Source organism: Klebsiella sp. X13, from assembly GCF_003323835.1.
Lineage (GTDB): Bacteria > Pseudomonadota > Gammaproteobacteria > Enterobacterales > Enterobacteriaceae > Klebsiella > Klebsiella ornithinolytica.
The window spans coordinates 3,571,158-3,596,712 of record NZ_CP030874.1 but is presented as its reverse complement, the minus strand read 5'-3'; the positions used below and the strand labels follow the sequence as shown (position 1 = coordinate 3,596,712).

20 protein-coding genes are annotated in these 25,555 nt (G+C 56.7%); 7 read left to right on the top strand and 13 right to left on the bottom strand.

Annotation, left to right across the window (positions count from 1 at the left end):
- Nucleotides 1-370: 370 nt before the first annotated feature.
- Nucleotides 371-1,198, top strand: coding sequence for an N-acetylmuramoyl-L-alanine amidase (locus DSD31_RS17060; protein WP_071359265.1), 828 nt, complete (start codon nt 371-373; stop codon nt 1,196-1,198).
- A 7-nt stretch (nt 1,199-1,205) separates the two neighbouring features.
- On the opposite strand, the gene DSD31_RS17055 is transcribed toward DSD31_RS17060, so the two are convergent.
- The 4 genes from DSD31_RS17055 to poxB all read right to left on the bottom strand — a co-directional run bounded on the left by DSD31_RS17055 (nt 1,206) and on the right by poxB (nt 6,632).
- Nucleotides 1,206-2,219: an NAD-dependent epimerase/dehydratase family protein gene (locus DSD31_RS17055; protein ID WP_004859991.1), complete on the bottom strand. Its 1,014-nt coding sequence runs from the start codon at nt 2,217-2,219 to the stop codon at nt 1,206-1,208.
- Nucleotides 2,220-2,315: 96 nt separating this feature from the next.
- Complete coding sequence (locus tag DSD31_RS17050) at nt 2,316-3,749, bottom strand: SDR family oxidoreductase (RefSeq protein ID WP_015584809.1); 1,434 nt, start codon at nt 3,747-3,749, stop codon at nt 2,316-2,318.
- Between the two features lie 10 nt (nt 3,750-3,759).
- Nucleotides 3,760-4,761, bottom strand: coding sequence for a low-specificity L-threonine aldolase (ltaE, locus tag DSD31_RS17045; RefSeq protein WP_113991200.1), 1,002 nt, complete (start codon nt 4,759-4,761; stop codon nt 3,760-3,762).
- A 152-nt stretch (nt 4,762-4,913) separates the two neighbouring features.
- A complete protein-coding gene (gene poxB, locus DSD31_RS17040; RefSeq protein ID WP_004859997.1) occupies nt 4,914-6,632 on the bottom strand; it encodes a ubiquinone-dependent pyruvate dehydrogenase in 1,719 nt (572 codons plus the stop codon).
- A 151-nt stretch (nt 6,633-6,783) separates the two neighbouring features.
- On the opposite strand from poxB, the gene DSD31_RS17035 reads away from it, so the two are divergent.
- Entirely contained in the window at nt 6,784-7,218 is a 435-nt protein-coding gene (locus DSD31_RS17035) for a DoxX family protein (protein WP_004859999.1), read from the top strand.
- Between the two features lie 151 nt (nt 7,219-7,369).
- On the opposite strand, the gene hcr is transcribed toward DSD31_RS17035, so the two are convergent.
- From hcr to aqpZ, 4 genes are all read right to left on the bottom strand, one after another.
- Nucleotides 7,370-8,338, bottom strand: coding sequence for an NADH oxidoreductase (hcr, locus tag DSD31_RS17030; RefSeq protein ID WP_004860001.1), 969 nt, complete (start codon nt 8,336-8,338; stop codon nt 7,370-7,372).
- Nucleotides 8,339-8,349: 11 nt separating this feature from the next.
- On the bottom strand, nt 8,350-10,002 hold the full coding sequence (gene hcp / locus DSD31_RS17025) for a hydroxylamine reductase (protein WP_015584806.1): 1,653 nt from the start codon (nt 10,000-10,002) through the stop codon (nt 8,350-8,352).
- Between the two features lie 223 nt (nt 10,003-10,225).
- The gene (locus DSD31_RS17020) at nt 10,226-11,125 is read right to left on the bottom strand and encodes a LysO family transporter (RefSeq protein ID WP_004860005.1); all 900 of its coding nucleotides are present in this window, start codon (nt 11,123-11,125) and stop codon (nt 10,226-10,228) included.
- Between the two features lie 127 nt (nt 11,126-11,252).
- Nucleotides 11,253-11,948 (bottom strand): aquaporin Z, encoded by a 696-nt coding sequence (gene aqpZ / locus DSD31_RS17015; protein ID WP_004860006.1) that lies wholly within the window; start codon nt 11,946-11,948, stop codon nt 11,253-11,255.
- Nucleotides 11,949-12,343: 395 nt separating this feature from the next.
- Between aqpZ and DSD31_RS17010 the strand changes: the two genes are divergently transcribed.
- The 3 genes from DSD31_RS17010 (at nt 12,344) to macB (ending at nt 17,162) form a co-directional block, all read left to right on the top strand.
- Nucleotides 12,344-14,002: an ATP-dependent endonuclease gene (locus tag DSD31_RS17010; protein WP_044349967.1), complete on the top strand. Its 1,659-nt coding sequence runs from the start codon at nt 12,344-12,346 to the stop codon at nt 14,000-14,002.
- 101 nt (nt 14,003-14,103) lie between these two features.
- A complete protein-coding gene (gene macA / locus DSD31_RS17005) occupies nt 14,104-15,219 on the top strand; it encodes a macrolide transporter subunit MacA (RefSeq protein WP_032716971.1) in 1,116 nt (371 codons plus the stop codon).
- Nucleotides 15,216-17,162, top strand: coding sequence for a macrolide ABC transporter ATP-binding protein/permease MacB (gene macB / locus DSD31_RS17000; RefSeq protein WP_015584805.1), 1,947 nt, complete (start codon nt 15,216-15,218; stop codon nt 17,160-17,162). Before macA ends, macB begins: the two co-directional genes overlap by 4 nt.
- Nucleotides 17,163-17,230: 68 nt before the next feature.
- Here macB and cspD read toward each other — a convergent pair whose 3' ends face one another.
- Nucleotides 17,231-17,452 carry a cold shock-like protein CspD gene (gene cspD / locus DSD31_RS16995; RefSeq protein ID WP_004860015.1) on the bottom strand — a complete coding sequence of 74 codons (222 nt, stop codon included), beginning with the start codon at nt 17,450-17,452 and terminating at the stop codon, nt 17,231-17,233.
- 325 nt (nt 17,453-17,777) lie between these two features.
- Here cspD and clpS point away from each other — a divergent pair, with 325 nt between their 5' ends.
- Both clpS and clpA read left to right on the top strand, forming a co-directional pair.
- Nucleotides 17,778-18,095 carry an ATP-dependent Clp protease adapter ClpS gene (gene clpS, locus DSD31_RS16990; protein WP_004860017.1) on the top strand — a complete coding sequence of 106 codons (318 nt, stop codon included), beginning with the start codon at nt 17,778-17,780 and terminating at the stop codon, nt 18,093-18,095.
- A gap of 30 nt (nt 18,096-18,125) precedes the next feature.
- Complete coding sequence (gene clpA / locus DSD31_RS16985) at nt 18,126-20,405, top strand: ATP-dependent Clp protease ATP-binding subunit ClpA (protein ID WP_113991199.1); 2,280 nt, start codon at nt 18,126-18,128, stop codon at nt 20,403-20,405.
- A 130-nt stretch (nt 20,406-20,535) separates the two neighbouring features.
- Here the strand turns inward: clpA and infA are convergent, their stop codons facing one another.
- The 4 genes from infA to cydD form a co-directional block, all read right to left on the bottom strand.
- On the bottom strand, nt 20,536-20,754 hold the full coding sequence (gene infA / locus DSD31_RS16980) for a translation initiation factor IF-1 (RefSeq protein ID WP_002211347.1): 219 nt from the start codon (nt 20,752-20,754) through the stop codon (nt 20,536-20,538).
- Between the two features lie 384 nt (nt 20,755-21,138).
- Nucleotides 21,139-21,843, bottom strand: a complete 705-nt coding sequence (gene aat, locus DSD31_RS16975) for a leucyl/phenylalanyl-tRNA--protein transferase (protein WP_004860021.1) — start codon at nt 21,841-21,843, stop codon at nt 21,139-21,141.
- Between the two features lie 160 nt (nt 21,844-22,003).
- The gene (gene cydC / locus DSD31_RS16970; protein ID WP_113991198.1) at nt 22,004-23,725 is read right to left on the bottom strand and encodes a heme ABC transporter ATP-binding protein/permease CydC; all 1,722 of its coding nucleotides are present in this window, start codon (nt 23,723-23,725) and stop codon (nt 22,004-22,006) included.
- Nucleotides 23,726-25,492, bottom strand: coding sequence for a heme ABC transporter permease/ATP-binding protein CydD (cydD, locus tag DSD31_RS16965; protein ID WP_004860027.1), 1,767 nt, complete (start codon nt 25,490-25,492; stop codon nt 23,726-23,728).
- Between the last annotated feature and the right edge of the window lie 63 nt (nt 25,493-25,555).

Genomic DNA, 25,555 nt, shown 5'->3' with positions numbered 1-25,555 from the left:
ATGCCCTTGTTTTAACTAACCAATGAGCGGCACCAGATTGAATCAAGTGAATTTTTTTTTCAAGCTAAATACTACAAAACTATGATCCTTAACTTGTGAACTCATAAGGAAAAGATGACTCCAGGGTTATGATTTGTGTCGTCATTTTTCAAAAGGGCCGTTAAGACTTTACTTAATCTCATTTTAAACAGTGGTTAGTATAAATTTACCTTATGTATTGCTGCGGTGAAATGTGAAAAATGGTACCGGCAGACAGCGTTGAGTTGATGGTTTATCATGAGTCAAGCCGCTATCGACACTGGCGGAAGGTGGTTTATATAAGGATCTGACTGATGGCCCGACTCACCGTAGGTTGGGGGATTGCCTCCCGATGAAACGTTCTGGACTTATCGCGCTCTTACTGCTGCTGGCCGGTTGTAGCGCAGAAAAAGGGATTATTGACCGCGACGGTTACCAGCTCGATACTCGCCATCCGGCGCAGGCAGCCTACCCGAGAGTGAAAGTATTAGTCATTCACTATACCGCCGATGACTTTGACGTCTCCCTGGCGACCCTGACGGACAATCAGGTCAGCTCCCACTACCTGATCCCCCAGCAGCCGCCGCTGTATCAGGGCAAACCGCGGATTTGGCAGCTGGTGCCGGAACACGATTTGGCCTGGCATGCCGGAATTAGCTTCTGGCGCGGCAGTACGCGTATTAACGATACCTCGATCGGCATTGAACTGGAGAACCGCGGCTGGCAGAAGAGCGCGGGGGTTAAAAGCTTTACACCGTTTAGTCCGGCGCAGATTAATGCGCTGATTCCGTTGGCAAAAGATATTATTGCCCGCTACCACATTGCGCCGCAAAACGTGGTTGCCCACGCCGATATTGCCCCGCAGCGTAAGGACGACCCCGGGCCGTTATTCCCATGGCGGCAGCTGGCCGGGCAAGGTATTGGCGCGTGGCCGGATGCCAGCCGGGTGGCGTTTTATCTCAACGGTCGGCCATCGTATCAACCGGTTGATAGCGCTGAACTGCTGGATACGCTCTCTCGCTATGGCTATCAGGTCACCCCGGAGATGACTCCCGCGCAACAGAAACGGGTCATTATGGTCTTTCAGATGCACTTCCGCCCGGCGCGCTGGGATGGCGTCGCCGATGCTGAAACCCAGGCCATCGCCGATGCGCTGCTGGAAAAGTATGGCCAGGGATAACCTGAGGCTAGCGGTGTAATTTGCCGTGGTCTTTCAGCCAGGCGGCGGTGCGAATAATGCCGTCATCCAGCGTGACCACGGGCTGATAACCCAGCTCTTGCTGAGCGCGGGAGATATCGAGGGTAAAATCAAAGTTCAGCTTGGAGACGCCGTAGTGGGTAAAGGCGGGTTCCCTGGCGGACTTATTGCCAAAATGCTCCATACTGCGGGCGATAATATCCAGCATCGGGTAGGGCACTGAGCGGATCCGGCATTTAATGCCCAGTTCATCAATCAGCTTCTGCACGATGCTGTTCAGCGTACGCGGTTCGCCGTTGGTGATATTCCAGGCGCGGCCGGAGGGCAGATGATCGCACTGTGGCTGGCTGGCGAGCCACATCGCATGTACCGCATTTTCATAATAGGTCATATCAACCAGCGCGCTGCCGCCGCGCGGCAGCAGAACGCTACCGTAGTGCTGCATCATTTGCGCCAGGCGAGGAATAAACACTTTGTCATGGGCGCCGAACAGGCTTTGCGGACGCAGAATGGTAAAGCGGGTATTGGGGTTCGCCTGGGCCAGCAGATGAATGACCTCTTCGCTGGCCGCCTTGCTGCGGGCAAATTCATTGGCGAAACGCTGCGGGCGGAAATCTTCCTGCACATCGCGATGATGGTGATAATCGAAATAGAGCGACGGGGAGGAGATATGAACGAAATTACGCACGCCCCAGGCAACGGCCCACTCTCCGAGACGGCGGGTAGCCCGCACGTTAGCGAGATCAAAAGCCTGCTGTGTACCCCAGGGAGAGGTAAAGCTTGAACAGTGCCACAGGGTATCGATACCGGCGAGCATCACTTTGGCCTGCGAAGAAACCAGTTCGGTTAAATCAGCAGGCACAAACTCGGCGCCCATTTTGCTCAGAAGCTTGCCCATCGCTTCATTACGCCCGGTGGCTCTGACGCTGATGCCTTGATGGCGCAGATATTCCACCGCGTTGCGGCCTAATCCGCTGGTCGCACCGGTAACCAGTACCTTCATATCAACCTACTGTCCCAGAAAAGAATTTCGTGCGCATTTTTCCGTGATTCTCCTCATGATGCAATGAGAATGATGAAAGAATGCCACACATACTGCCTATTTGCCTGTGATTTGTTCGGCCAGCCGGGCAATGCGTCGCGCCATGCCGCGAAAGATAAACAGATGCGCCGGGATCATCAGCAGCCAATAGAACAGCCCGGGCATGCCGTGAGGATGCCACCAGGCGCGGACATCCAGCTCGCGGCGATCGCCTTTATCTCTCAGCGTAAAACTCAGGCGCCCAAGACCCGGCGCTTTCATGCCGAATAATAAGGTTAGCTGCTTTTCCGGTTCGACGATAATGACCTTCCAGCTGTCCACCGTATCCCCGGTCTGTAGGCTGGCGCGATCGGGACGACCTTTCGCCAGCCGGTGGCCGACCAGCAGGTCCATCGCCCCGCGGATCTGCCACAGAATATTGCCAAAGAAGTAACCCTCTTTGCCGCCGATTTGATTGACCACCTGCCACAGCGCCGCCGCGCTGGCATGGGTGCTGACCGTACAACCGGCCTGTTTAGGGTAGTAGCCATACTCCGGCCGCCAGCGGGCAAACGCCTGGGCGTCATAGCCCCAGTCGCTGGAGTTGGCGAGCTGCTCTTCCTCTTTTAGCGTGCGGCGCACCGCTTCATCAAAGGAGATCAGCGTCTGGGGGATCAGCGCTCGCAGGGCGCGATCGTCGGCGATCAGATCGTGTTTTAATCCCTGAATCAATGCCCGAGCGATAGTGGGAGGCACCGACGTAATCACGTTAAGAAACCACACCGAAATCCAGCGGGTGGGAAAGGGGATCGGGATTAACAGGCGATGTTTGCCGCTAACCGCCATAAAGCGAGTGAACTGCTGCTGGTAGCTTAAGACTTCTGGTCCGGCGGCTTCCAGTACGCGATGAACGCGGGTCGGATGGTGAAGGAGTTGCACCAGATAATAGAGCAGGTTTTCCAGAGCGACAGGCGTCGTTCGCGAGCGAACCCAGCGCGGTGGCGTCAGGACCGGCAGGTTGTAGACCATATCGCGCATCACTTCGAAAGCGGCGGAACCGGCGCCGATGATAATTCCCGCCCGCAGTTCGGTGACCGGGACGGCGGATTCCCGCAGAATGTCGGCGGTGATTTGCCTGGCGCGCAGATGATCCGATTGTTCAGCTTCCGGCGCCTGCAGGGAGCTGAGAAAAATCAGCTGCCGGACCGGCGTAGCGCGCAGGGCATCGCGAACGTTGACCGCGACCCGGCGTTCGTGCGCAATAAAATCGCCGCCTTCACCCATCCCGTGCACCAGATAATAAACGGTATCCACCTGCGCCAGCAGGGCGGAAAGCCCCTGCGGCTGGTTAAGATCGAGCGGATGGCAGCTTACGCCCGGGAGATTGAGCTTCTGCAGCCTGTCGACATGGCGTGCCGCCGCCAGCACCGGGTAACCCTGCTCGCTTAATGCCTGCACCAGATGCTGGCCGATATAGCCGCTGGCGCCGAGCACCAGAATTCGTTGCGCCACGCCGCTCTCCTTAGCGTTGCAAAAATGCCTGCCAGTGGCCGACGACGTCCGTAAGCTGCTGGCGGCTGACATCCAGATGGGTCACCAGGCGCACGATCGGCGAGGCATTGATCAGCACGCCGCGCTGCTGCATAAATGCGCCCAGCGCTTCGGCGTGTTCTTCCCCCACGCGGACAAACAACATGTTGGTATCATGTCGGGTCACGTCGGCGCCAATTGCGCTGAGCTGCCCGGCCATCCACACCGCATTGTCGTGGTCCTCTTTTAACCGTTGGACGTTGTTTTGCAGGGCATAAAGGCCTGCCGCCGCCAGAATACCGGCCTGGCGCATGCCGCCGCCGACCATTTTCCGCCAGCGGGTGGCGCGGCGAATGTACTCGTGGCTACCGACCAGCAGCGAGCCGACCGGCGTGCCCAATCCTTTAGAAAGACAGATAGTAAAAGAATCGCAATACCGGGCGATATCCCGCAGCTCACAATCGTATTCCACGACCGCATTGAAGATACGCGCGCCGTCAACGTGCAGCGCCAGATTGCGCTCGCGGGTAAATTGCCAGGCCTCTTTGAGATAGTCGCGCGGCAGAACCTTACCATTATGGGTGTTTTCAAGGCTCAGCAGGCGAGTTGGGGCAAAGTGGATATCGTCAGGTTTAATCTTCGCGGCAACTTTATCCAGCGGCAGGGTGCCGTCGGCGGCGGCGTCTATCGGCTGCGGCTGAATGCTACCCAGCACTGCCGCTCCGCCCGCTTCATACAGATAGTTATGCGCGCCCTGGCCGACGATATACTCTTCGCCGCGTTGGCAGTGGCTCAGCAGGCCGACCAGATTAGCCTGGGTACCGGTGGGCAGGAACAGCGCGGCTTCTTTACCGGCCAGCTGTGCGGCGTAGCGCTGAAGTTCATTTACCGTCGGGTCGTCACCATACACGTCGTCTCCGACCGGGGCGGCCATCATCGCCTCCAGCATGGCGGGTGATGGGCGGGTTACGGTATCACTGCGTAAATCTATCACGGCATTTCCTTCTGGGTAGCTCATCCCGCAGGCGGTTGCTGGGGCGCGACTTTTCTGACCCCGGCGACAGGCGTGGTGCTGTCGTCGGGGATGTTCGGGCGCGCCGCATCACGGCATCAGGCATGATTTCAGGTATTAACTAAAAGAATGTTTTACCTGAGCCAGTTGGTTTTCGCCAGTTCGATTACCTCATCGCCGCGTCCGCTGATAATGGCACGCAGCATGTACAGACTAAATCCTTTGGCCTGCTCCAGTTTGATCTGCGGCGGAATGGCCAGCTCCTCTTTGGCGACGACAACATCCACCAGTACCGGGCCATCGGTACTAAACGCGGTCTGTAACGCGCTATCGACCTCGCTGGCTTTTTCGACGCGGATCCCGGTGATCCCGCAGGCTTCAGCAATGCGGGCGAAATTCGTGTCGTGCAATTCGGTGCCGTCGGTCAGATAGCCTCCGGCTTTCATTTCCATTGCCACGAAGCCGAGGACGCTATTGTTAAAAATGATAATTTTCACCGGCAGCTTCATCTGCGCCAGCGAAAGGAAGTCGCCCATCAACATGCTGAAACCGCCGTCGCCGCACATCGCCACCACCTGGCGATCCGGCGCTGTCGCCTTGGCGCCAATCGCCTGCGGCATGGCGTTAGCCATCGAACCGTGGTTAAACGACCCGATCAGGCGGCGTCTGCCGTTCATTTTCAGATAGCGGGCGGCCCAGACGGTTGGCGTCCCGACGTCGCAGGTGAAAATCGCGTCGTCGGCGGCAAATTGGCCGATCTGTTGCGCCAGATACTGCGGATGAATGGCTTTGTCGCTTGGTTTCGCCAGATCATCGAGCCCTTTACGCGCTTCGCGGTAGTGCTCAAGGGCTTTATCCAGAAACGCGCGGTCGGTTTTCTCTTCCAGATGCGGCAGCAGCGCAGCGAGCGTGGATTTAATATCGCCGACCAGCGCCATATCGACTTTGCTGTGGGCGCCGATGCTGCCGGGGTTGATATCAATCTGGATAATTTTGGCGTCGGTGGGGTAGAAGGCCCGGTAGGGGAACTGGGTGCCAAGAAGCACCAGGGTATCGGCATTCATCATGGTATGGAAACCCGAGGAGAAACCAATCAGTCCGGTCATCCCGACATCATAGGGATTATCATACTCAACGTGCTCTTTGCCACGCAGGGCATGGACGACAGGGGCCTTTAATTTGGCGGCAAACTGGACCAGCTCGGCGTGCGCGCCGGCGCAGCCGCTGCCGCACAGCAGGGCGATATTACTGGAATAGCGCAGGACCTGCGCCAGCTTTTTGATCTCTTCTTCCGGCGGCGTAACCGTCGGCAGCGGCGCAGCGTACCAGTGCGTGCTGGCGTTCTCCGGCGCGGCTTTCAGCGCCACGTCGCCGGGCAGCACCACCACCGATACGCCACGGTTAATCACCGCTTTGCGCATCGCTATTGCCAGCACCTGCGGGATTTGCTCTGGCGTGGAGACCAGCTCGCAATAGTGGCTGCATTCGCGGAACAGCTCCTGCGGATGGGTTTCCTGGAAATAGCCGCTGCCGATTTCACTGGAGGGAATATGGGCGGCGATAGCCACCACCGGAACGTGGTTGCGATGGCAGTCAAAAAGGCCGTTGATCAGATGGAGGTTACCCGGGCCGCACGAACCTGCGCAAACCGCCAGTTCACCGGTTAACTGCGCTTCGGCGCCTGCCGCAAAGGCGGCGACCTCTTCATGTCGGGTGGGCATCCAGGCAATGGTGCCCATCCGGTTCAGGCTATCGCTCAGTCCGTTGAGGGAATCGCCGGTGACGCCCCAAATGCGTTTTACGCCGGCCTGTTCAAGAGTTTTTGCTATGTATGCCGCCACAGTTTGCTTCATGGTTTTCCATCTCCTTTTTGTGATAACGCTTACAAGCTTAGATGAAACTGACCGTTCCGCCCGCCCGTTCCCCTCATTTTCCGCTGGTTTATTGTTCGCAAATCCCGCATATTCTGTCGACACACCAGACGGTAAACAGGAATCATTTCAAATGGTTAAATCGCTGTTAAGTGCTGTTAATAAAATGTTATCGCATGATGATGTCGGCAAACTCTTGTTACGACTTGCGGTGGGTGGGCTGATGCTGTTTCACGGGTTGCATAAGCTTTTTGCCGGCGTGGACGGCATTAGCGGCATGCTGGTGGCCAAAGGATTGCCCGGTTTTATCGCGTATGGCGTGCTGGTGGGGGAGGTGGTTGCGCCTTGTCTGCTGATTCTGGGGATCCTTACCCGCCCGGCGGCGCTGGTGCTGGCGTTTACGATGATCGTGGCGTGGCTGATGGTGGGAATGGGCGAAACCGGGTCGCTGGATAAAACCGGGGCCTGGGCAATTGAGAGCCTGGTCTATTTCTTTATTGGCGCGCTGGCGATTGCCTGTCTTGGGGCGGGGCGTTTCTCGGTGGCGGGAAATTCGGTCTGGCGGTGAAGAACGGCCGGATGGCGCTGCGCTTATCCGGCCTACCGCGACTCTCACAGGCCCGGTCAGCGTTAGCGCCACCGGGCATTTTTGTCGGGGGCTCGATGTTTACCCGACCTACAAAACGACCGCTGCTCTCGTAGGTCGGGTACCTCTACGATCAGGCGAGAACCAGATCCCCCTGCGGATGGCAGGAGCAGGCCAGTACGTAGCCGTCAGCGATTTCTGCATCGGTCAGCGTCATGGTGCTGCTGACCGTGTAATCGCCGGAAACCACTTTGGTCTTGCAGCAGCCGCATACACCCGCGCGACAGGCGACGGTCACCGGCACCTGGTTGCTTTCCAGCGCCTCCAGCAGCGTAGTACCGACCGGCGCATAAAACGCCTTCGCCGGCTGCAGTTTGGTGAACTTCAGTCCGTCGGTGGCCGCTTGCGCAACTGGCGTAAAGAACTTCTCTTTAAAGAAGCGCGTCACGCCAAGGGCGGTCACTTCCTGCTCCACCCAATCCATATAGGGCGCAGGTCCGCAGGTCATTACCGTACGGGTTGCGAGGTCCGGCACGCTTTTCAGTAACTCCGTGGTCAGACGCCCGGCGACAAAACCGTGAGTGGCGTTATTTTCCGCCACCAGCGTCACCGGGTACTGCCGCCACTCATCGGCGAAAATCACATCCTGAGGCGAGCGAATATTGTAAATCACCTGCACATCGGCCTGCGGACGATATTTTGCCAACCAGCGGCGCATCGACATAATCGGCGTAACGCCGCAGCCGGCGGCCAGCATCAGAAACTTGTCTTCCGCCTTATCTTCACAGGTGAACTCACCCATCGCGTCGGACAGCCAGAGATAATCCCCGCGTTTGAGCTCACGGGTCAGCCACTGTGAGCCGGCTCCCTCGTCAATCCGGCGAACGGTCAGCGTAATATATTCGCTGACCCCCGGCGTCGACGAAAGGGTGTAAGCGCGCAGCGTCTCTGCCGAATTGCGTACGCTTACTAGCGCGTACTGCCCGGCACGGTACGGATAATAGTCGTGGCAGAGCAACGAAATCGTCCAGACATCCGGCGTTTCCTGATGGATGTGATGAACCTGCATCCGCCACGGGCACTGATGGGTTGGCATGGTCATTCTCTTACTCCTTACGCGCTCAGCAGCTGCTGCATATCTTCTTCGACGGTGGTCACTGAACGCAGACCGAACTTCTCATTGAGAATTGCCAGCAGGTCCGGCGTGAAGAAGCCTGGCGCGGTCGGGCCGGTCACGATGTTCTTCACCCCCAGCGAAAGCAGGGTCAGCAGAATAACAATCGCTTTTTGCTCAAACCAGGAGAGCACCAGAGAGAGCGGGAGATCGTTGACGCCGCAGCCCAGTTTCTCCGCCAGGGTGACCGCCAGAATAATCGCCGAGTAGGCGTCGTTGCACTGACCGGCATCGACCAGACGCGGCAGGCCTTCGATATCGCCGAAGTCCAGTTTGTTAAAGCGGTATTTACCGCAGGCCAGGGTCAGGATCAGGCAATCATCCGGGACGCTGGTGGCGAAATCGGTGAAGTAGTTACGTTCGCCGCGCGCACCGTCGCAGCCGCCGACCAGGAAGATATGGCGCAGTTTTTCACGGCTGACCAGGTCGATAAGGGTATCCGCGGCGCCCAACAGCGTCTGGCGACCGAAGCCGACGGTGATCAGGTGCGGAATTTCGCTGTACGGGAAGCCCGCCATCTGCTGTGCCTGAGCGATAACCGGAGCAAAATCATCCCCCTCGAGGTGATTGACGCCCGGCCAGCCGACAATGCTGCGGGTCCAGATACGGTCATCATAGGCGCCAACGGTCGGGTCGATAATGCAGTTCGAGGTCATCACGATAGGACCTGGGAAGCGGGCAAACTCTACCTGCTGATTTTGCCAGCCGCTGCCGTAGTTACCGATCAGATGTTTGAATTTACGCAGTTCCGGATAGCCGTGCGCCGGCAGCATTTCACCGTGGGTATAGACGTTGACGCCGGTGCCTTCGGTTTGTTGCAGCAGATTGTAGAGATCTTTCAGGTCGTGGCCGGAGATCAGGATGCACTTGCCTTCGGTCGCTTTGACGTTGACCTGAGTCGGGGTCGGGTGGCCATATTTAGTGGTTTCACCGGCATCCAGAATGCTCATCACTTTGAAGTTCATCTGGCCGATTTCCATCGAGCACTCCAGCAGCGCGTTCAGATCGGCGGGCCAGGTGCCTAACCAGGCCATGATTTTGTGGTACTGCGCATAGATGTCATTGTCATACTGACCGAGAACGTGCGCGTGCTCCATATAGGCTGCTGCACCTTTCAGGCCGTACAGACAGAGCAGACGCAGGCCGAGAATGTTCTCGCCAATAGCCGCTTTGTCTTTGTTGGGGGTAAAGTCCGCCGCCTGGCGCTGCAGGTCGCCGAGATCGTCGCTCACCAGCTGCAGATTGGCCATCGGGTTATCGACGCTGGCGGTCGCATCAACGCTCAGGCACTGCGCTTTCAGCGCGTCGCGCATAGCAATCGCTTCACGCGCGTAGCCAACAATCCGCGGGGAGTCGAAGTTAACGTTGGTCAACGTGGAGAAAAATGCGCGCGGGGCAAAATTATCAACATCATGATTGATGATGCCATATTCACGGGCCTTTACCGCCCATGCAGACAGACCTTGTAGGGAAGCAATCAGCAGATCCTGGAGATCGGACGTTTCGGCCGTTTTACCGCACATACCCTGCGCGTAAGAGCAGCCGTTCCCTGCCGGGGTACGGATGGTTTGTTCACATTGCACACAAAACATGGTCACACCTTTTTTAAAGTTATATTTGATATACATGTTTAAGGTTATGCCGGTAAAAGAAGGGAGAAAAGGTATTTCTGATACAATTTAAAGGGAGATTGATTTAGCGCAAATTTGGCCGCGGCGGGCTACCGCCACGGAGGTATAGATCGAGACCAGGACGATGCGCCCCCGGGACGCGGCGAATATCGTCGCCGGAGGCAGAGTGCGGGCGCTAAGTGCCTCAGGCCGAGAAGAGGGCGATCAGCACGGGCACCAGCAGGCTCAGAACAAAACCGTGGACGATAGCGGCAGGGACAATCTCGACGCCGCCGGAACGCTGTAAAACCGGCAGAGTAAAGTCCATTGAGGTGGCGCCGCATAGCCCTAATGCCGTGGAACGACTGCGGCGAACCAGGCCCGGGATCAACATGATGGCCAGCAGCTCGCGGGAAAGGTCGTTGAAGAATGCGGCGCTGCCGATGACCGGCCCAAAGGATTCCGTCATCAGGATCCCGGAGAGCGAATACCAGCCGAACCCGGAGGCCATGGCCAGACCGGTCTTCAGCGGCAGGTCGAGAATAAAGGCGTTAATCACGCCGCCGACTAATGAACTCGCCGTGACGACCACCGCCACAATCATGCCGCGACGATTAAGGACTATTTGCCGTAAGGTCATTCCGTTATTCCGCAGCTGAATACCAATCAGGAACAGCAGGAAGATCAGCGTATATTCGCTCGCCTCGGTGGCATGCTGTAAAAATGACAAACCGCTCAGACCAATCAGGAAACCAATAAGCACCACGCCGCACAGCTGCAGGGATTCCATGGCCATTGCGACGCGCGAAGGTAATTTCTCCTGCCGGTGCTGGTGGCGCCACGGCATTTTCTGCTCGAGCCACATTAATGCGCCAATATTACACAGCAGAATAACAATCACGCTGACCACAGCATAATGAAGAATGGACAGCAGGTTGCTGGAGAGATTGTCGAGGAAGGCGAGACTAATCCCCATGAAAAAGAGGATCACGTAGACAATCCAGCTCAACAGTCGCGCAATAAGTTTTAGTGCTGAAGGGTGACGCAGAGGAATAAGGTAGCCGGCAACCAATGGCAGCAGAATGATTAATAATCCCGAAAACATGAACGATCTGGTCCTTGCAGAATGAGGTGAGCGCCACTGACACTACCCAAATCAGAGAACCGAGTAAAGCTGTGCCTGAAAAGAAAGGCCCGGCATTGCCAGGCCTTGCGTGAAACCAGATAAACGATTAATCGCGTTTTTCCAGCAGAGTACGATACAGCACGCCGCCGAGGATACCGCCGATAACAGGCATCACCCAGAATAACCACAGCTGCTGCAGCGCCCAACCCCCCTGGAAAATCGCCACGGCGGTGCTTCGTGCCGGGTTAACAGAGGTATTGGTGACCGGGATGCTGATCAGGTGAATTAAGGTCAGCGCCAGGCCAATCGCAATCGGCGCAAAACCGGCCGGTGCGTTTTTATCCGTTGCGCCATGAATCACCAGCAGGAAGCCGCAGGTCAGGACAATTTCAATCACAATGGCGGAGAGCATGGAGTAGCCGCCCGGCGAGTGTTCCCCGAAGCCGTTGGAAGCAAAGCCGCTGGCTGCGGCATCAAAGCCGGCTTTACCGCTGGCAACCACATACAGAACGGCAGCGGCAATAATACCGCCAACAACCTGGGCGATAATATAGCCAATAACGTCCTTCGCCGGGAAACGACCGCCGGCCCACAGACCTAAAGTCACCGCCGGGTTGAAGTGCCCGCCGGAAATATGACCGACGGCAAATGCCATGGTTAATACAGTTAAACCGAAGGCTAAAGCCACCCCGGCAAACCCAATTCCCAGTTCCGGGAAGGCTGCGGCAAGTACTGCGCTACCGCAGCCACCAAACACGAGCCAGAATGTACCAAAGCATTCCGCTGCTAATTTTCTGAACATAACCACCTCAAAAGAATAATGTTAACGGGCACAGACTTTTGTGCCGATCTTTATTTATCGACGTAAAGGATAACGATAAAAATAAAGCGACGCTATTTTATGGACGATCGTCATCCTGCGGCTAGCTAAATAACTAGATCTAATTTGATTTAGGGCAATGTGATCTTAATCCTTGCACCATTGGTGATTGCACAAAAGTGTAGAACAAAAATAATAAAAATAACCACTTTAGCGGATGAATTATTTCCAAAATAAATAGCACGGTTAATAATCATAACCTGGACATTATCATTCATCGGCGCGGGGCCGCGTTTAGGCCGGTAGTGTCATGTTTACGCATGTATCGCTATACTGCTGATTATTGAAGGAGAAAGTGGTTACTGAGCGGAGGAGATATGCATCTTGAGCGGGTAGAAATCGTCGGTTTTCGCGGCATCAATCGTTTATCGCTGATGCTGGAGCAAAATAACGTTCTGATCGGCGAGAATGCATGGGGTAAATCCAGTCTGCTGGATGCGCTGACGCTACTGCTTTCGCCTGAATTTGAGCTCTATCACTTCGTGCGCGATGATTTCTGGTTTCCGCCGGGCGATGTCCAGGGACGTGAACATCATCTGCATATCATCTTGACCTTCCGCGAGAATGAGCCCGGCCATCATCGGGTGCGCCGTTTCCGTCCGCTGAGCGATTGCTGGGTACCCTGCGAGGATGGCTATCAGCGCATTTTTTATCGCCTGGAAGGCGAACTGACCGATGATAACAGCGTCATGACGCTGCGCAGCTTTATCAACAGTAGAGGCGAGGCGCTGACGCTGGACGATATTGACGAAATGGTGCGCCACCTGGTGCGGCTGATGCCGGTTCTGCGTCTGCGCGATGCGCGCTTTATGCGGCGCATTCATAATGATGCTGTTCCGCACTCGCCGCAGATTGAGATAACCGCTCGCCAGCTGGATTTTCTCTCCCGCGAGCTGGTGAGTCACCCGCAAAATTTAACCGATAGTCAGATACGCCAGGGGCTATCGGCTATGGTGCAGCTGCTGGAACACTATTTTGCCGAGCAGAGTAGCGCGCAATCTCGTCACCGCCTGATGCGTCGCCACTCGCATGACGAACAGCGCAGCTGGCGCTACCTGGATATTATCAACCGGATGATTGATAAGCCCGGCGGCCGCAGCCATCGGGTGATCCTGCTTGGTCTGTTTTCAACCCTGCTACAGGCAAAAGGGACGGTGAGGCTCGACCGCGATGCGCGGCCTCTGCTGCTGATTGAAGACCCGGAAACACGTCTGCATCCAATTATGCTGTCGGTCGCCTGGCATTTACTCAATTTGCTGCCGCTGCAGCGCGTCACAACCACCAATTCCGGCGAGCTCCTGTCGTTGACGCCGGTGGAACAGGTCTGCCGGCTGGTACGCGAATCCTCGCGCGTGTCGGCCTGGCGGCTTGGTCCTGGGGGAATGAATGCAGAAGACAGCCGGCGCATCGCTTTTCACATTCGGTTTAACCGCTCCTCCTCACTGTTTGCCCGCTGCTGGCTGCTGGTTGAAGGGGAGACTGAGACCTGGGTGATAAACGAACTAGCCCGGCAGTGTGGGCATCATTTTGATGCTGAAGGGGTCAAGGTCATTGAATTTGCTCAGTCGGGCCTGAAGCCGCTGATCAAGTTTGCCCGTCGGATGGGGATTCAATGGCACGTGCTGGTCGACGGTGATGAGGCGGGGAAAAAATATGCGGCGACGGTTCGTAGCCTGCTCAATGATGACCGCGATCTTGAACGCGATCACCTGACCACGCTTCCGGCGCTGGACATGGAACACTTTATGTATCGCCAGGGCTTTAACGATGTTTATCATCGGGTGGCGCAGCTACCGGCGAATGTGCCGATGAATATGCGACGGGTGATTACCAAGGCGATTCACCGCTCGTCAAAACCGGATCTGGCCATTGAGGTGGCGATGGAGGCCGGGCGCCGCGGCGTGGAGTCGGTGCCGACGCTGTTGAAGAAAATGTTCTCCCGCGTGCTGTGGCTGGCGCGCGGTCGCGCGGACTAAGTGTGGTGACAATAAGAATGATTCAAATTTAGCGTTATGTTTTTACCCGCTGCGGATAGAATCACCCCCTGGCTCTGCGAGTTAAAACATCAGGAATTTTTATGAAGCTCAATGGAAAACGCAGGAAAGTCTGGTGGCTGCTGGTCGTTGTCGTGCTGGCGCTGGCCTTCTGGGGATGGCGGATACTCAATGCGCCGCTGCCGCAGTATCAGACATTAGTGGTGCGTAAAGGCGATTTACAGCAGAGCGTGCTGGCCACCGGCAAACTGGACGCGCTGCGCAAAGTCGATGTCGGGGCGCAGGTGAGCGGCCAGTTAAAAACGCTGCGCGTGAATATTGGCGACAAGGTTCAGAAAGATCAGCTGCTGGGGGTGATTGACCCCGAGCAGGCGCAAAACCAGATCAAAGAAGTCGACGCGACGCTGATGGAACTGCGCGCCCAGCTGAATCAGGCTCGCGCTGAACGCCAGCTTGCCGCGGTCACCCTGGCTCGCCAGCAGCAGCTGGCCCAACGTCAGCTGGTTTCCCGCCAGGAGCTGGATACGGCGGCTACGGATTTGGCGGTGAAAGAGGCGCAGATCGGCACCATCGAGGCGCAGATAAAGCGTAATCAGGCGACGCTGGATACCGCAAAAACCAACCTCGACTACACGCGGATTCTGGCACCGATGTCCGGTGAAGTGACGCAAATTACCACCCTGCAGGGGCAAACGGTGATTGCCGCCCAGCAGGCACCCAATATTCTGACCCTGGCCGATCTCAGTACGATGCTGGTCAAAGCTCAGGTATCTGAGGCGGACGTGATTCACCTTCGTCCGGGGCAAAAAGCCTGGTTTACCGTACTCGGCGACCCACTGACCCGCTACGAGGGGAGCCTGAAGGATATTTTACCCACCCCGGAAAAAGTCAACGACGCCATTTTCTATTATGCCCGCTTTGAAGTGCCGAATCCGCAGGGGATCCTGCGCCTGGAGATGACGGCCCAGGTGCATATCCAGATGGCGGAAGTAAAAAATGTCATCACCATCCCGCTCAGCGCGCTGGGCGATGCCATCGGCGATAACCGTTACCACGTTCGTCTGCTGCGCACCGGCGAGGTGAAAGAGCGCGAAGTGACTATCGGCGCGCGCAACGATACCGATGTGGCGGTGGTGAAAGGGCTGGAAGAAGGCGATGAGGTGATCGTCGGCGAAAGTCGTTCCGGGACGACAAAATGACGGCGTTGCTCGAACTGCGTGATATCCGCCGCAGCTACCTCTCCGGTGACGGCAGTGTTGAGGTGCTCAAGGGCGTGACGCTGAGCATTGCCGCTGGTGAAATGGTGGCGATTGTCGGGGCATCGGGTTCAGGAAAATCGACGCTGATGAATATTCTCGGCTGTCTCGATAAACCGACCAGCGGCAGCTACCGCGTTGCCGGAACCGATGTCTCCTCACTCAGCGGTGATGCGCTGGCCCGCCTGCGACGGGAACATTTTGGTTTTATTTTCCAGCGTTACCATCTGCTTTCGCACCTGACGGCAGCGCAGAACGTTGAAGTCCCGGCGGTGTATGCCGGGGCCGAGCGACGAGAACGCCTGGCCCGGGCGCATGATTTGCTGGTACGGCTTGGTCTGGGAGAGCGGGCGGAATATCAGCCTTCGCAGCTCTCCGGCGGCCAGCAGCAGCGGGTCAGTATCGCCCGCGCGCTGATGAACGGCGGGGAGGTGATTCTGGCCGATGAGCCGACCGGCGCCCTGGACAGCCGCTCGGGTGAAGAGGTCATGGCTATCCTGCATCAGCTGAAATCGCAGGGGCATACGGTGATTATCGTCACTCATGATCCGCAGGTGGCGGCACAGGCCGAGCGGATCATTGAGATCCACGATGGGGAAATTGTGCGTAACCCGCCGGCGAAAAGTCTGACCGGCGGCGGGGTAGCCCGGCCGTTGGGCGGTGAAGAGCCTTCCGCATGGCGCCAGTTTACCAGCGGCTTTCGTGAAGCGCTGGTCATGGCCTGGCGGGCGATGGCGGCCAATAAAATGCGCACCCTGTTGACCATGCTCGGCATCATTATTGGTATCGCATCGGTGGTGTCGATCGTGGTAGTGGGCGATGCGGCCAAACAGATGGTGCTGGCGGATATTCGCGCAATTGGCACCAACACCATCGATGTTTATCCCGGTAAAGATTTTGGCGATGACGACCCCCGCTATCAGCAGGCGCTGAAATATGACGATCTGCTGGCCATTCAGAAGCAGCCCTGGGTGAGTTCGGCGACGCCCGCGGTGTCAAAAAGCCTGCGTCTGCGTGCCGACAACATCGATGTTGCCGCCAGCGCGGAAGGGGTCGGGCCACAGTATTTTAATGTCTACGGCATGACCTTTAGCGAAGGCAATACGTTTAACGAGCTGCAGCTCAACAGTCGGGCGCAGGTGGTGGTGCTGGATAGCAATACGCGTCGCCAGCTGTTTCCGCACAAAACGCGGGTTGTCGGGGAGATAATCCTCGTCGGCAATATGCCGGCGACCATCGTCGGCGTCGCGGATGAGAAACAGTCGATGTTCGGCAGCAGTAAAATCCTGCGCGTCTGGCTGCCGTACACCACTATGGCCGGGAGAGTGATGGGGCAATCGTGGCTCAATTCGATTACCGTTCGCGTAAGGGAAGGGTATGACAGCGCCGCCGCCGAACAGCAGCTGTTGCGTTTACTTGAGCTGCGCCATGGCAAAAAAGATGTTTTTACCTGGAATATGGACAGCATCTTGAAAACGGCGGAACGGACCACACATACATTACAGCTGTTTCTGACTCTGGTCGCGGTGATTGCGCTGGTGGTGGGCGGTATCGGCGTCATGAATATCATGCTGGTGTCGGTGACCGAACGAACGCGTGAAATCGGGATTCGGATGGCGGTCGGGGCGCGGGCCAGCGATGTACTGCAGCAGTTTCTGATTGAGGCTGTTTTAGTCTGTCTGGTCGGCGGCGCGCTGGGCGTGACGTTATCGCTGATGATCGCGGTGGTTCTGCAGCTGTTTTTACCCGGCTGGGAGATCGGTTTTTCTCCGCTGGCGCTGCTGACGGCGTTTTTGTGCTCGACGCTAACCGGCGTGCTGTTCGGGTGGCTGCCGGCGCGAAATGCCGCGCGCCTCGATCCGGTGGATGCGCTGGCCCGCGAGTAGAAACAAAAAAATGCCAGTCAGAAGGACTGGCATTTTACTGGCAGGATGTACACAATGAAGCAAAAGAGTTATGCAGCCGCTTCTGCTTCCACAGGAACAATCACACTGGCGTGATTGCCTTTCGGCCCCTGGTGAACATCAAACCGAACGGCTTGTCCGGCTTTTAGCGTTCTGTAACCATCCATCTGGATGGTGGAGTAATGGGCGAAAATGTCTTCGCCGCCGCCCTCAGGGCAAATAAAGCCGAACCCTTTGGCATTGTTGAACCACTTAACAGTACCCATTTCCATACTTCGACATCCTTCGTAAATCTTTATTAGTAAGATGGAATGAACCGGTGGTGGAGTGACGAGTTGTTCAAATGCTCGCCAACTCTCGCTAGTACAATTTAGAGAAATAAGGAAATGCGTCAAGCAATTGACGGTAGTGGGAGGCGAAAAATGCGTCAAAATTTGAAGCAGTTAACGCTATTGCCGGGGAATGTGACAGACATCGCGGATGGAAGTAATAGATGATAGTTATCTATGATCTATTGTAGATTTGCGATGTGCATAGCCTCTGGTCATCGACAGGCCGCCGCCTGTTGGCAACAGCAACCGATGATGAATACTGACGATGAGTAAGAGAGATTGGCTGGACTTCGATCAGCTGGTAGAAGACGAAGTTCGTAATGAGCTTAAACCACCATCTATGTATAAAGTGATATTGCTCAATGATGACTACACTCCAATGGAGTTTGTTATTGACGTGTTACAAAAATTCTTTTCTTATGATGTAGAACGTGCAACGCAACTGATGCTGACGGTTCACTATCAAGGTAAAGCGATTTGTGGTGTATTTACCGCAGAAGTGGCGGAGACCAAAGTCGCGATGGTGAATGAATACGCGAAGGAGAACGAGCATCCATTGCTGTGTACGCTAGAGAAAGCCTGAAGACAGGCGTGAAAATTGGGGGAGGTGCCTATGCTCAATCAAGAACTGGAACTCAGTTTAAACATGGCTTTCGCCAGAGCGCGCGAGCACCGTCATGAGTTCATGACCGTCGAGCACTTGCTGCTGGCGCTGCTCAGCAACCCCTCGGCCCGCGAGGCGCTTGAAGCGTGTTCCGTGGACCTGGTGGCGCTGCGTCAGGAACTTGAAGCCTTCATCGAACAGACCACACCCGTTCTGCCCGCCACGGAAGAAGAGCGTGACACCCAGCCTACGCTGAGTTTTCAGCGCGTGCTGCAGCGTGCCGTCTTCCATGTACAATCCTCTGGCCGCAGCGAAGTAACCGGCGCTAACGTTCTGGTCGCGATTTTCAGCGAGCAGGAGTCACAGGCGGCCTATCTGCTGCGTAAACATGAAGTGAGCCGTCTTGACGTCGTCAACTTCATCTCTCACGGTACACGCAAAGACGAGCCGAGCCAGTCTTCCGATAACAGCGGAAGCCAGCCCAGCAATGAAGAGCAAGCAGGCGGGGAGGATCGTATGGAAAACTTCACCACCAATCTTAATCAGCTTGCTCGCGTCGGCGGGATCGATCCGCTGATCGGCCGCGACAAAGAGCTGGAGCGCGCGATTCAGGTGCTGTGCCGCCGCCGTAAAAATAACCCGCTGCTGGTGGGGGAGTCCGGCGTGGGTAAGACCGCGATCGCCGAGGGCCTGGCCTGGCGGATCGTTCAGGGCGACGTGCCGGAAATCATGGCCGATTGCACCATCTACTCGCTGGATATTGGCTCCCTGCTGGCGGGCACAAAATATCGCGGTGATTTTGAAAAACGCTTCAAAGCGCTGCTTAAACAGCTTGAGCAGGATACCAACAGTATTCTGTTTATTGATGAAATCCACACCATTATCGGTGCGGGCGCGGCGTCAGGCGGTCAGGTCGATGCCGCTAATCTGATTAAACCGCTGCTCTCCAGCGGTAAGATTCGGGTGATGGGTTCCACAACCTACCAGGAATTCAGCAATATCTTCGAAAAAGACCGGGCGCTGGCTCGTCGCTTCCAGAAGATAGATATTACCGAACCTTCCGTGGAAGAGACGGTGCAGATTATCAACGGCCTGAAGCCGAAGTACGAAGCGCACCACGATGTGCGCTATACCGCGAAAGCTGTGCGTGCGGCGGTGGAGCTGGCGGTGAAATACATTAACGATCGCCATCTGCCGGATAAGGCCATTGACGTCATTGATGAAGCCGGGGCGCGGGCGCGGTTAATGCCGGCCAGCAAACGGAAGAAAACCGTCAATGTCGCCGATATCGAGTCCGTGGTGGCGCGTATCGCCCGTATTCCTGAGAAGAGCGTCTCGCAGAGCGATCGCGATACGCTGAAAAATCTCGGCGACCGCCTGAAAATGCTGGTCTTTGGCCAGGGCAAAGCGATCGAAGCGTTAACCGAAGCGATCAAGATGGCGCGCGCGGGCCTCGGTCACGAGCACAAGCCTGTCGGGTCTTTCCTCTTCGCCGGGCCGACCGGAGTCGGGAAAACCGAGGTCACCGTGCAGCTGGCGAAAGCGCTGGGCATTGAGCTGCTGCGTTTTGATATGTCCGAATATATGGAACGTCATACCGTCAGCCGCTTAATTGGTGCGCCTCCGGGATACGTCGGTTTCGATCAGGGCGGGCTGCTGACCGATGCGGTGATTAAACATCCGCATGCGGTACTGCTGCTTGATGAGATCGAAAAAGCGCATCCGGACGTCTTTAACCTGCTGCTGCAGGTGATGGATAACGGTACGCTGACCGACAATAACGGCCGCAAGGCGGACTTCCGCAATGTGGTGCTGGTGATGACGACCAACGCCGGCGTGCGTGAGACCGAGCGTAAATCGATTGGTCTTATCCAGCAGGATAACAGCCCGGATGCGATGGATGAGATCAAGAAGATCTTTACCCCGGAATTCCGCAACCGTCTCGACAACATTATCTGGTTCGATCATCTGTCCACGACGGTGATCCATCAGGTGGTGGATAAGTTTATCGTCGAGCTGCAGGTTCAGCTGGATCAGAAAGGCGTCTCGCTGGAAGTGAGCCAGGAAGCGCGTGACTGGCTGGCAGAAAAAGGCTACGACCGGGCAATGGGCGCACGTCCGATGGCGCGCGTGATTCAGGATAACCTGAAGAAACCGCTGGCTAACGAACTGCTGTTTGGTTCACTGGTGGACGGCGGACAGGTCACCGTTGCGCTGGATAAAGAGAAGGGCACGTTGACCTATGACTTCCAGAGCGCGCAGAAGCACAAACCAGAAACGGCACATTAATGCCGCTCTGTGATAGCAAAAACCGGCCTGCGGGCCGGTTTTTTTATGCCGCTTTTAGCCGGCTGCAGATATGAAAAGACCGGGAATTATCCCGGCCTTCAGCATCTGACGCCACGAGGGCGGAAAACTATCAGCGACTACGGAAGACAATGCGGCCTTTGCTCAGGTCGTACGGGGTCAGCTCAACAGTCACTTTGTCGCCCGTCAGAATGCGGATGTAGTTTTTACGCATTTTACCGGAAATATGCGCAGTTACCACGTGACCGTTTTCCAGTTCTACGCGGAACATTGTGTTAGGCAACGTGTCAAGTACGGTGCCCTGCATTTCAATATTGTCTTCTTTGGCCATCTAGTCCTCTGGGGTATCACTACCGTAGTTTTGAACCGGCAAGATAATGCCGAAGTTCAGCGAGTAAGTAAAGGTTTACGTTTGTGCACTTTATCTTTCAGGCTGCCTTCGCTCACTCGGTTACATAGTTATTGACGCAGCCAGGCGCTTTGCGGTGCTACCTGACGCATCCAAAATTATTAAGGGTAAAATCATTGAAGTAGTTTTGGCGCATTGCCCGGAATTCACACGGATAAGCCGCATGACAGGCGCAAACGTAAAGGGGAGCGACAGAACGATGGGCGTTATCTGACTCTTATTATTCCCAAACGGCGGCGGGGCAACAGGCAGAAGCTACTCTACTGCGCAATTATACCATCACGGTAAAAAATGTGCTGAAAACATTTACACATTGCCGGTAAATAGCACCCTGGGCACCCAGAATCTTTCCGGCAGGCGACGGGTGCGCAATACCGACAGCGCATCAAGATAATCTCGGCGGGGGATTTCGACGGCGCCCAGCGATGCCGTGTGCTTATTCAGAACCTGGCAATCTATTAATTTCCCGCCGTCGCGGATAAACGCCTGGCAGAATATCAGCAAGGCCGTTTTCGACGCGTTTTCCGCGCGGCTGAACATGGACTCGCCGCAAAACAGCGCGCCTTGCGCTACGCCATACATTCCTCCCACCAGCGTCTCGCCTTGCCACACTTCAATCGAGTGCGCATGGCCAAGCTCATGCAGCTGGTGATAGGCCTTGACGATGCTGGAGGTGATCCATGTCCCTTCATCGCGATTGTCGGCACAACCTTCAATCACCTGACCAAACGCGTGGTTCAGCGTGACGCGATAGGGCGATCGCTGATGAAAACGCTTCATGCTGCGGCTGAGATGGAACTGCCCGGGCCACAACACCGCCCGCGGATCGGGGGACCACCATAAAATCGGATCGCCAGGAGAAAACCAGGGAAAAATTCCGTGCTGATAGGCCATAAGCAGACGCGACGGACTGAGATCGCCGCCGAGCGCCAGCAGGCCATTGGGTTCGCGTAACGCTCCCTCCGGGGAAGGGAAGGCAATGGACTGACGGGAGAGCTGAACCAGACGCATTTTAACCTCAATACGCACCAGGCAATTGTTCAATATATTCGCTGTTATTCAAGCGGACGGTCCGTCGCCATGCTGGCAAAGCCAGGACGCAGCGGACCGCTCTTTTCAGCACGCCTGAAACTCATTGAGTATATACGCAAAACGGCGTGAAACAGCCGGACTACAGACGCTGCTTAAACTGGTAGTAACGCCCCTGTTCAGCCAGCAGTTCCGCGTGACTACCTTGCTCAATAATCTTGCCGTTGTCCATGACAATTATCCGATTAAACCGCGCCAGTCCGCGCAGGCGGTGAGTCACCATCAGCACGGTTTTTTCGCGCATCACTTCAGCCAGTAAATCGAGGATCTGGCTCTCTGTCGTCGCATCAAGGCCTTCGGTCGGCTCATCGAGTAACATCAGCGGCGCATCGTGCAGCAGCGCACGGGCAATGGCCAGTCTGCGCAGTTCACCGCCGGAAAGCTGGCGGCCGCCTTCGCCCAGCCAGGCGTTGAGACCGCTATCTTCCAGTAATTTTTCCAGCCCGACACGTTCCAGGGCTTTCATCAGCTGGATATCGCTGGCGCCGGGGGCGGCCAGCGACAGGTTATCGCGCAGCGTGGCGCTGAACAGATGCACACGTTGGGGGACGACGCTCATCGCCTGACGCAAAGTGGCTTCGTTGAGCCGGGTTAACGGCTGGTCGTTGAGTAAAATCTCGCCATTCGCCGGATCCCAGGCGCGGGTCAGAAGCTGCAGCAGCGTAGATTTACCGCAGCCGGTGCGGCCAAGAATGGCAATATGCTCTCCTGCGCCGACCTGCAATGAGATATTTTCCAGCGCCGGAGAAGGCTGCTGCGGATAGCTGAAGGTGACCTGGTTCAACGTCAATGAGACCTGCCCGAACGCCTGCCCCTCGCCGGCGGCGAAAGTGACCTCCGGCTGTTGCCCGGTAATCTGCGTAATTCGGCGGGCGGAAGCAATGACCTGTCCGAGATGCTGAAAGGCGCCGGTAACCGGCGCCAGCGCTTCAAATGCCGCCAGCGCGCAGAAGACAAAAAGAGCGATCAGCGCGCCGGGCTGGCTGTTGCCGCCTACGCCAGCAGAGGTGAGCCACAGCATAGCAACCACGGCAACACCACTAATCAGCAGCATCAGCGCCTGCGACAGCGCAGTCAGCTCTGCCTGACGACGCTGGGCATCCTGCCAGCGCTGCTCGGTTTTCTCCAGCTGCTTGCGGTAGCGGTCGCTGGCGCTGAACAGCATCAGTTCAGCCTGTCCTTGCAGCCAGGCGGTTAGCTGTTGCCGGTACTGCCCGCGCATTTGCGTGATGCTCTCACCGGCGGGTTTCCCGGCGCGATAAAACAGCGGCGGCAGGACCAGCAGGGTCACCAGCATTATACCGCCTAGCGTCAGCGCCAGCGTGACATCGAGAATGCTTAAGCCTGCGGTGACCACCACAATGACAACCAGTGCGCCGATCAGCGGCGAGATGACCCGCAGGTAGAGATGATCCAGGGTGTCGACGTCGGCGACCACCCGGTTGAGGAGTTCACCTTGACGAAAACGCGCCAGCCCGGCAGGGGAGAGGGGGAGCAGCTTACTGAAGGTAAACACCCGCAGATGCTGTAACACGCGGAAAGTGGCGTCATGGCTGACCAGACGTTCGAAATAGCGACCGGCGGTACGGATAATCGCCGCCCCGCGAACGCCGGCTGCCGGCAGCATATAGTTGAAACTGTAAATACCGGCGACGCCAACGACGGCAGAAGCGGATAAAAACCAGCCTGATAGCGTCAGCAGGCCGATACTGGCCAGCAGGGTGACGATAGCCAGTACCACGCCGAGAGTCAGCAGCCAGATATGCCGTTTGTACAACGCCAGATAAGGTAATAGTGCGCGCATTTAAATCTCCTCCTGCCGGTGGGCCAACAGGGCGGCAAAAGGCCCGTTTGCCATAGCCAACTGGCTATAGGTCCCTTGTTCGACGATCTGACCATCCTGCATCACCCAGATGGCATCCCAGTCGGCGATACCTTCCAGCTGGTGGGTCACCATCAGCGTTGTTTGCTGCGAAGAGGCATTAAAGAGCGCCTGCATGACCCGCTGTTCGCTATGCGCATCAAGGCTGGCGGCCGGCTCATCCAACAACAACAGCCGGCACGGTACCAGTAGCGCCCGCGCCACGGCGATACGCTGCGCCTGCCCGACGGACAGGCGACCCGCCTGATCGCCGACCGGCGTATTAATCCCTTGCGGCAGTTGGGAGATGAATTCGCTCACCCAGGCCTTATCCAGCGCGAGCTGAAGCTGTGCTTCGCTGGCTTCCGGCCAGGCCAGCAGAACGTTTTCGCGTAGCGTGGCGGCCGGTAGCTGCGGGTTCTGCCCCACCCAGCTGAGCAGACGATGCCAGCGGCTGACGTCAAGATCGCGCAGTTCAACGCCGTTGACCAACAGCGAGCCGTCGTAGGGGAGAAAACCGGTCAATGCATTCAAAAGCGAACTTTTGCCGGAGCCGCTCTGCCCGACCAGCACGACGCGTTTACCGGCCGGGAGCGTAAAGTTCAGCGGCCCCGCCAGGACTTTGCCTTCCGGCGATTTGATAACCGCATCGCGCGCTTCGAGACTAATCAATTCGTTGTCGCTGAGGATCTTCTCGCCGCGAGTTTCCTGCGCCAGCGGCTTTTCCATAAACGTTTTCAGACTATCCGCAGCACCGATGGCCTGAGCTTTGGCATGGTAAAAGGTGCCTAAATCACGCAGCGGCTGGAAAAATTCCGGCGCCAGGATCAGGGCCAGGAAACCTGACATCAGGGTGACGCCCACGCCATAGTGGCCAAAGTTGAGCTCGCCGAGATAGGAGAAACCGAAGTAAACCGCGACCAGAGCAATGGAGAGCGAGGTGAAAAACTCCAGTACGCCGGAGGAGAGAAAGGCGAGGCGCAACACTTCCATCGTCCGCTGGCGGAAATCCTGGGAAGCATGGCGAATATTGTCCGTTTCCGCTTCGCCACGGTGAAAGAGGCGCAGCGTTTCCATCCCGCGCAGGCGGTCGAGAAAGTGGCCGCTCAGGCGAGCGAGCGCCAGGAAGTTGCGGCGATTGGCCTCCGCCGCGCCCATGCCGACCAGCGCCATAAACAGCGGGATCAGCGGGGCAGTGCCGAGAAGAATCAGCGCCGCCGCCCAGTTTATCGGGAAAATGGTGATCACAATCAGCAGCGGGACGCTGGCGGCGAGGGTCATCTGCGGGAGATAACGCGCGTAGTAGTCGTGCATATCGTCAATTTGTTCAAGTACCAGCGTCGCCCAGCTTCCGGCGGGTTTCCCCTGAATCCACGCAGGGCCGGCCTGCTGCAGGCGATCGAGCACCTGGCGGCGGATTTCATAGCGAATATGCTGCCCGGCATAGAAACCTACCCGCTCGCGTAGCCATACCACCCAGGCACGCAGAACAAAAATCAGCACCAGGACGATAAACGGCAATACCAGCGCCGTCGCCGGAATACTCTCCATAATCATGCGATGAAGGATCCGCGCCAGCAGCCAGGCCTGACCGACGATCAGCAGGCCGCTAATGACGCCCAGCGCGCGGGAAATCATCAACCAGCGACGGGAGAGAATGCTTTGCTCTTTTAACCAGCGTGTTAACTCTTGTTGACGGGTTTTATTCATTGCGCACTTAGCAGGTGTAGTTATGAGGTTTTTAGGCCACGCAATGTTACAACGAGGAAAAAA

What these genes read in the sequence shown, in the direction of transcription:
- DSD31_RS17060 (WP_071359265.1), top strand. Translation starts at nt 371, where the DNA reads ATGAAACGTTCTGGACTTATCGCGCTCTTACTGCTGCTGGCCGGTTGT.
- DSD31_RS17055 (WP_004859991.1), bottom strand. Translation starts at nt 2,219, where the DNA reads ATGAAGGTACTGGTTACCGGTGCGACCAGCGGATTAGGCCGCAACGCG.
- poxB (WP_004859997.1), bottom strand. Translation starts at nt 6,632, where the DNA reads ATGAAGCAAACTGTGGCGGCATACATAGCAAAAACTCTTGAACAGGCC.
- DSD31_RS17035 (WP_004859999.1), top strand. Translation starts at nt 6,784, where the DNA reads ATGGTTAAATCGCTGTTAAGTGCTGTTAATAAAATGTTATCGCATGAT.
- hcr (WP_004860001.1), bottom strand. Translation starts at nt 8,338, where the DNA reads ATGACCATGCCAACCCATCAGTGCCCGTGGCGGATGCAGGTTCATCAC.
- hcp (WP_015584806.1), bottom strand. Translation starts at nt 10,002, where the DNA reads ATGTTTTGTGTGCAATGTGAACAAACCATCCGTACCCCGGCAGGGAAC.
- DSD31_RS17020 (WP_004860005.1), bottom strand. Translation starts at nt 11,125, where the DNA reads ATGTTTTCGGGATTATTAATCATTCTGCTGCCATTGGTTGCCGGCTAC.
- aqpZ (WP_004860006.1), bottom strand. Translation starts at nt 11,948, where the DNA reads ATGTTCAGAAAATTAGCAGCGGAATGCTTTGGTACATTCTGGCTCGTG.
- DSD31_RS17010 (WP_044349967.1), top strand. Translation starts at nt 12,344, where the DNA reads ATGCATCTTGAGCGGGTAGAAATCGTCGGTTTTCGCGGCATCAATCGT.
- macA (WP_032716971.1), top strand. Translation starts at nt 14,104, where the DNA reads ATGAAGCTCAATGGAAAACGCAGGAAAGTCTGGTGGCTGCTGGTCGTT.
- macB (WP_015584805.1), top strand. Translation starts at nt 15,216, where the DNA reads ATGACGGCGTTGCTCGAACTGCGTGATATCCGCCGCAGCTACCTCTCC.
- cspD (WP_004860015.1), bottom strand. Translation starts at nt 17,452, where the DNA reads ATGGAAATGGGTACTGTTAAGTGGTTCAACAATGCCAAAGGGTTCGGC.
- clpS (WP_004860017.1), top strand. Translation starts at nt 17,778, where the DNA reads ATGAGTAAGAGAGATTGGCTGGACTTCGATCAGCTGGTAGAAGACGAA.
- clpA (WP_113991199.1), top strand. Translation starts at nt 18,126, where the DNA reads ATGCTCAATCAAGAACTGGAACTCAGTTTAAACATGGCTTTCGCCAGA.
- infA (WP_002211347.1), bottom strand. Translation starts at nt 20,754, where the DNA reads ATGGCCAAAGAAGACAATATTGAAATGCAGGGCACCGTACTTGACACG.
- aat (WP_004860021.1), bottom strand. Translation starts at nt 21,843, where the DNA reads ATGCGTCTGGTTCAGCTCTCCCGTCAGTCCATTGCCTTCCCTTCCCCG.
- cydC (WP_113991198.1), bottom strand. Translation starts at nt 23,725, where the DNA reads ATGCGCGCACTATTACCTTATCTGGCGTTGTACAAACGGCATATCTGG.
- cydD (WP_004860027.1), bottom strand. Translation starts at nt 25,492, where the DNA reads ATGAATAAAACCCGTCAACAAGAGTTAACACGCTGGTTAAAAGAGCAA.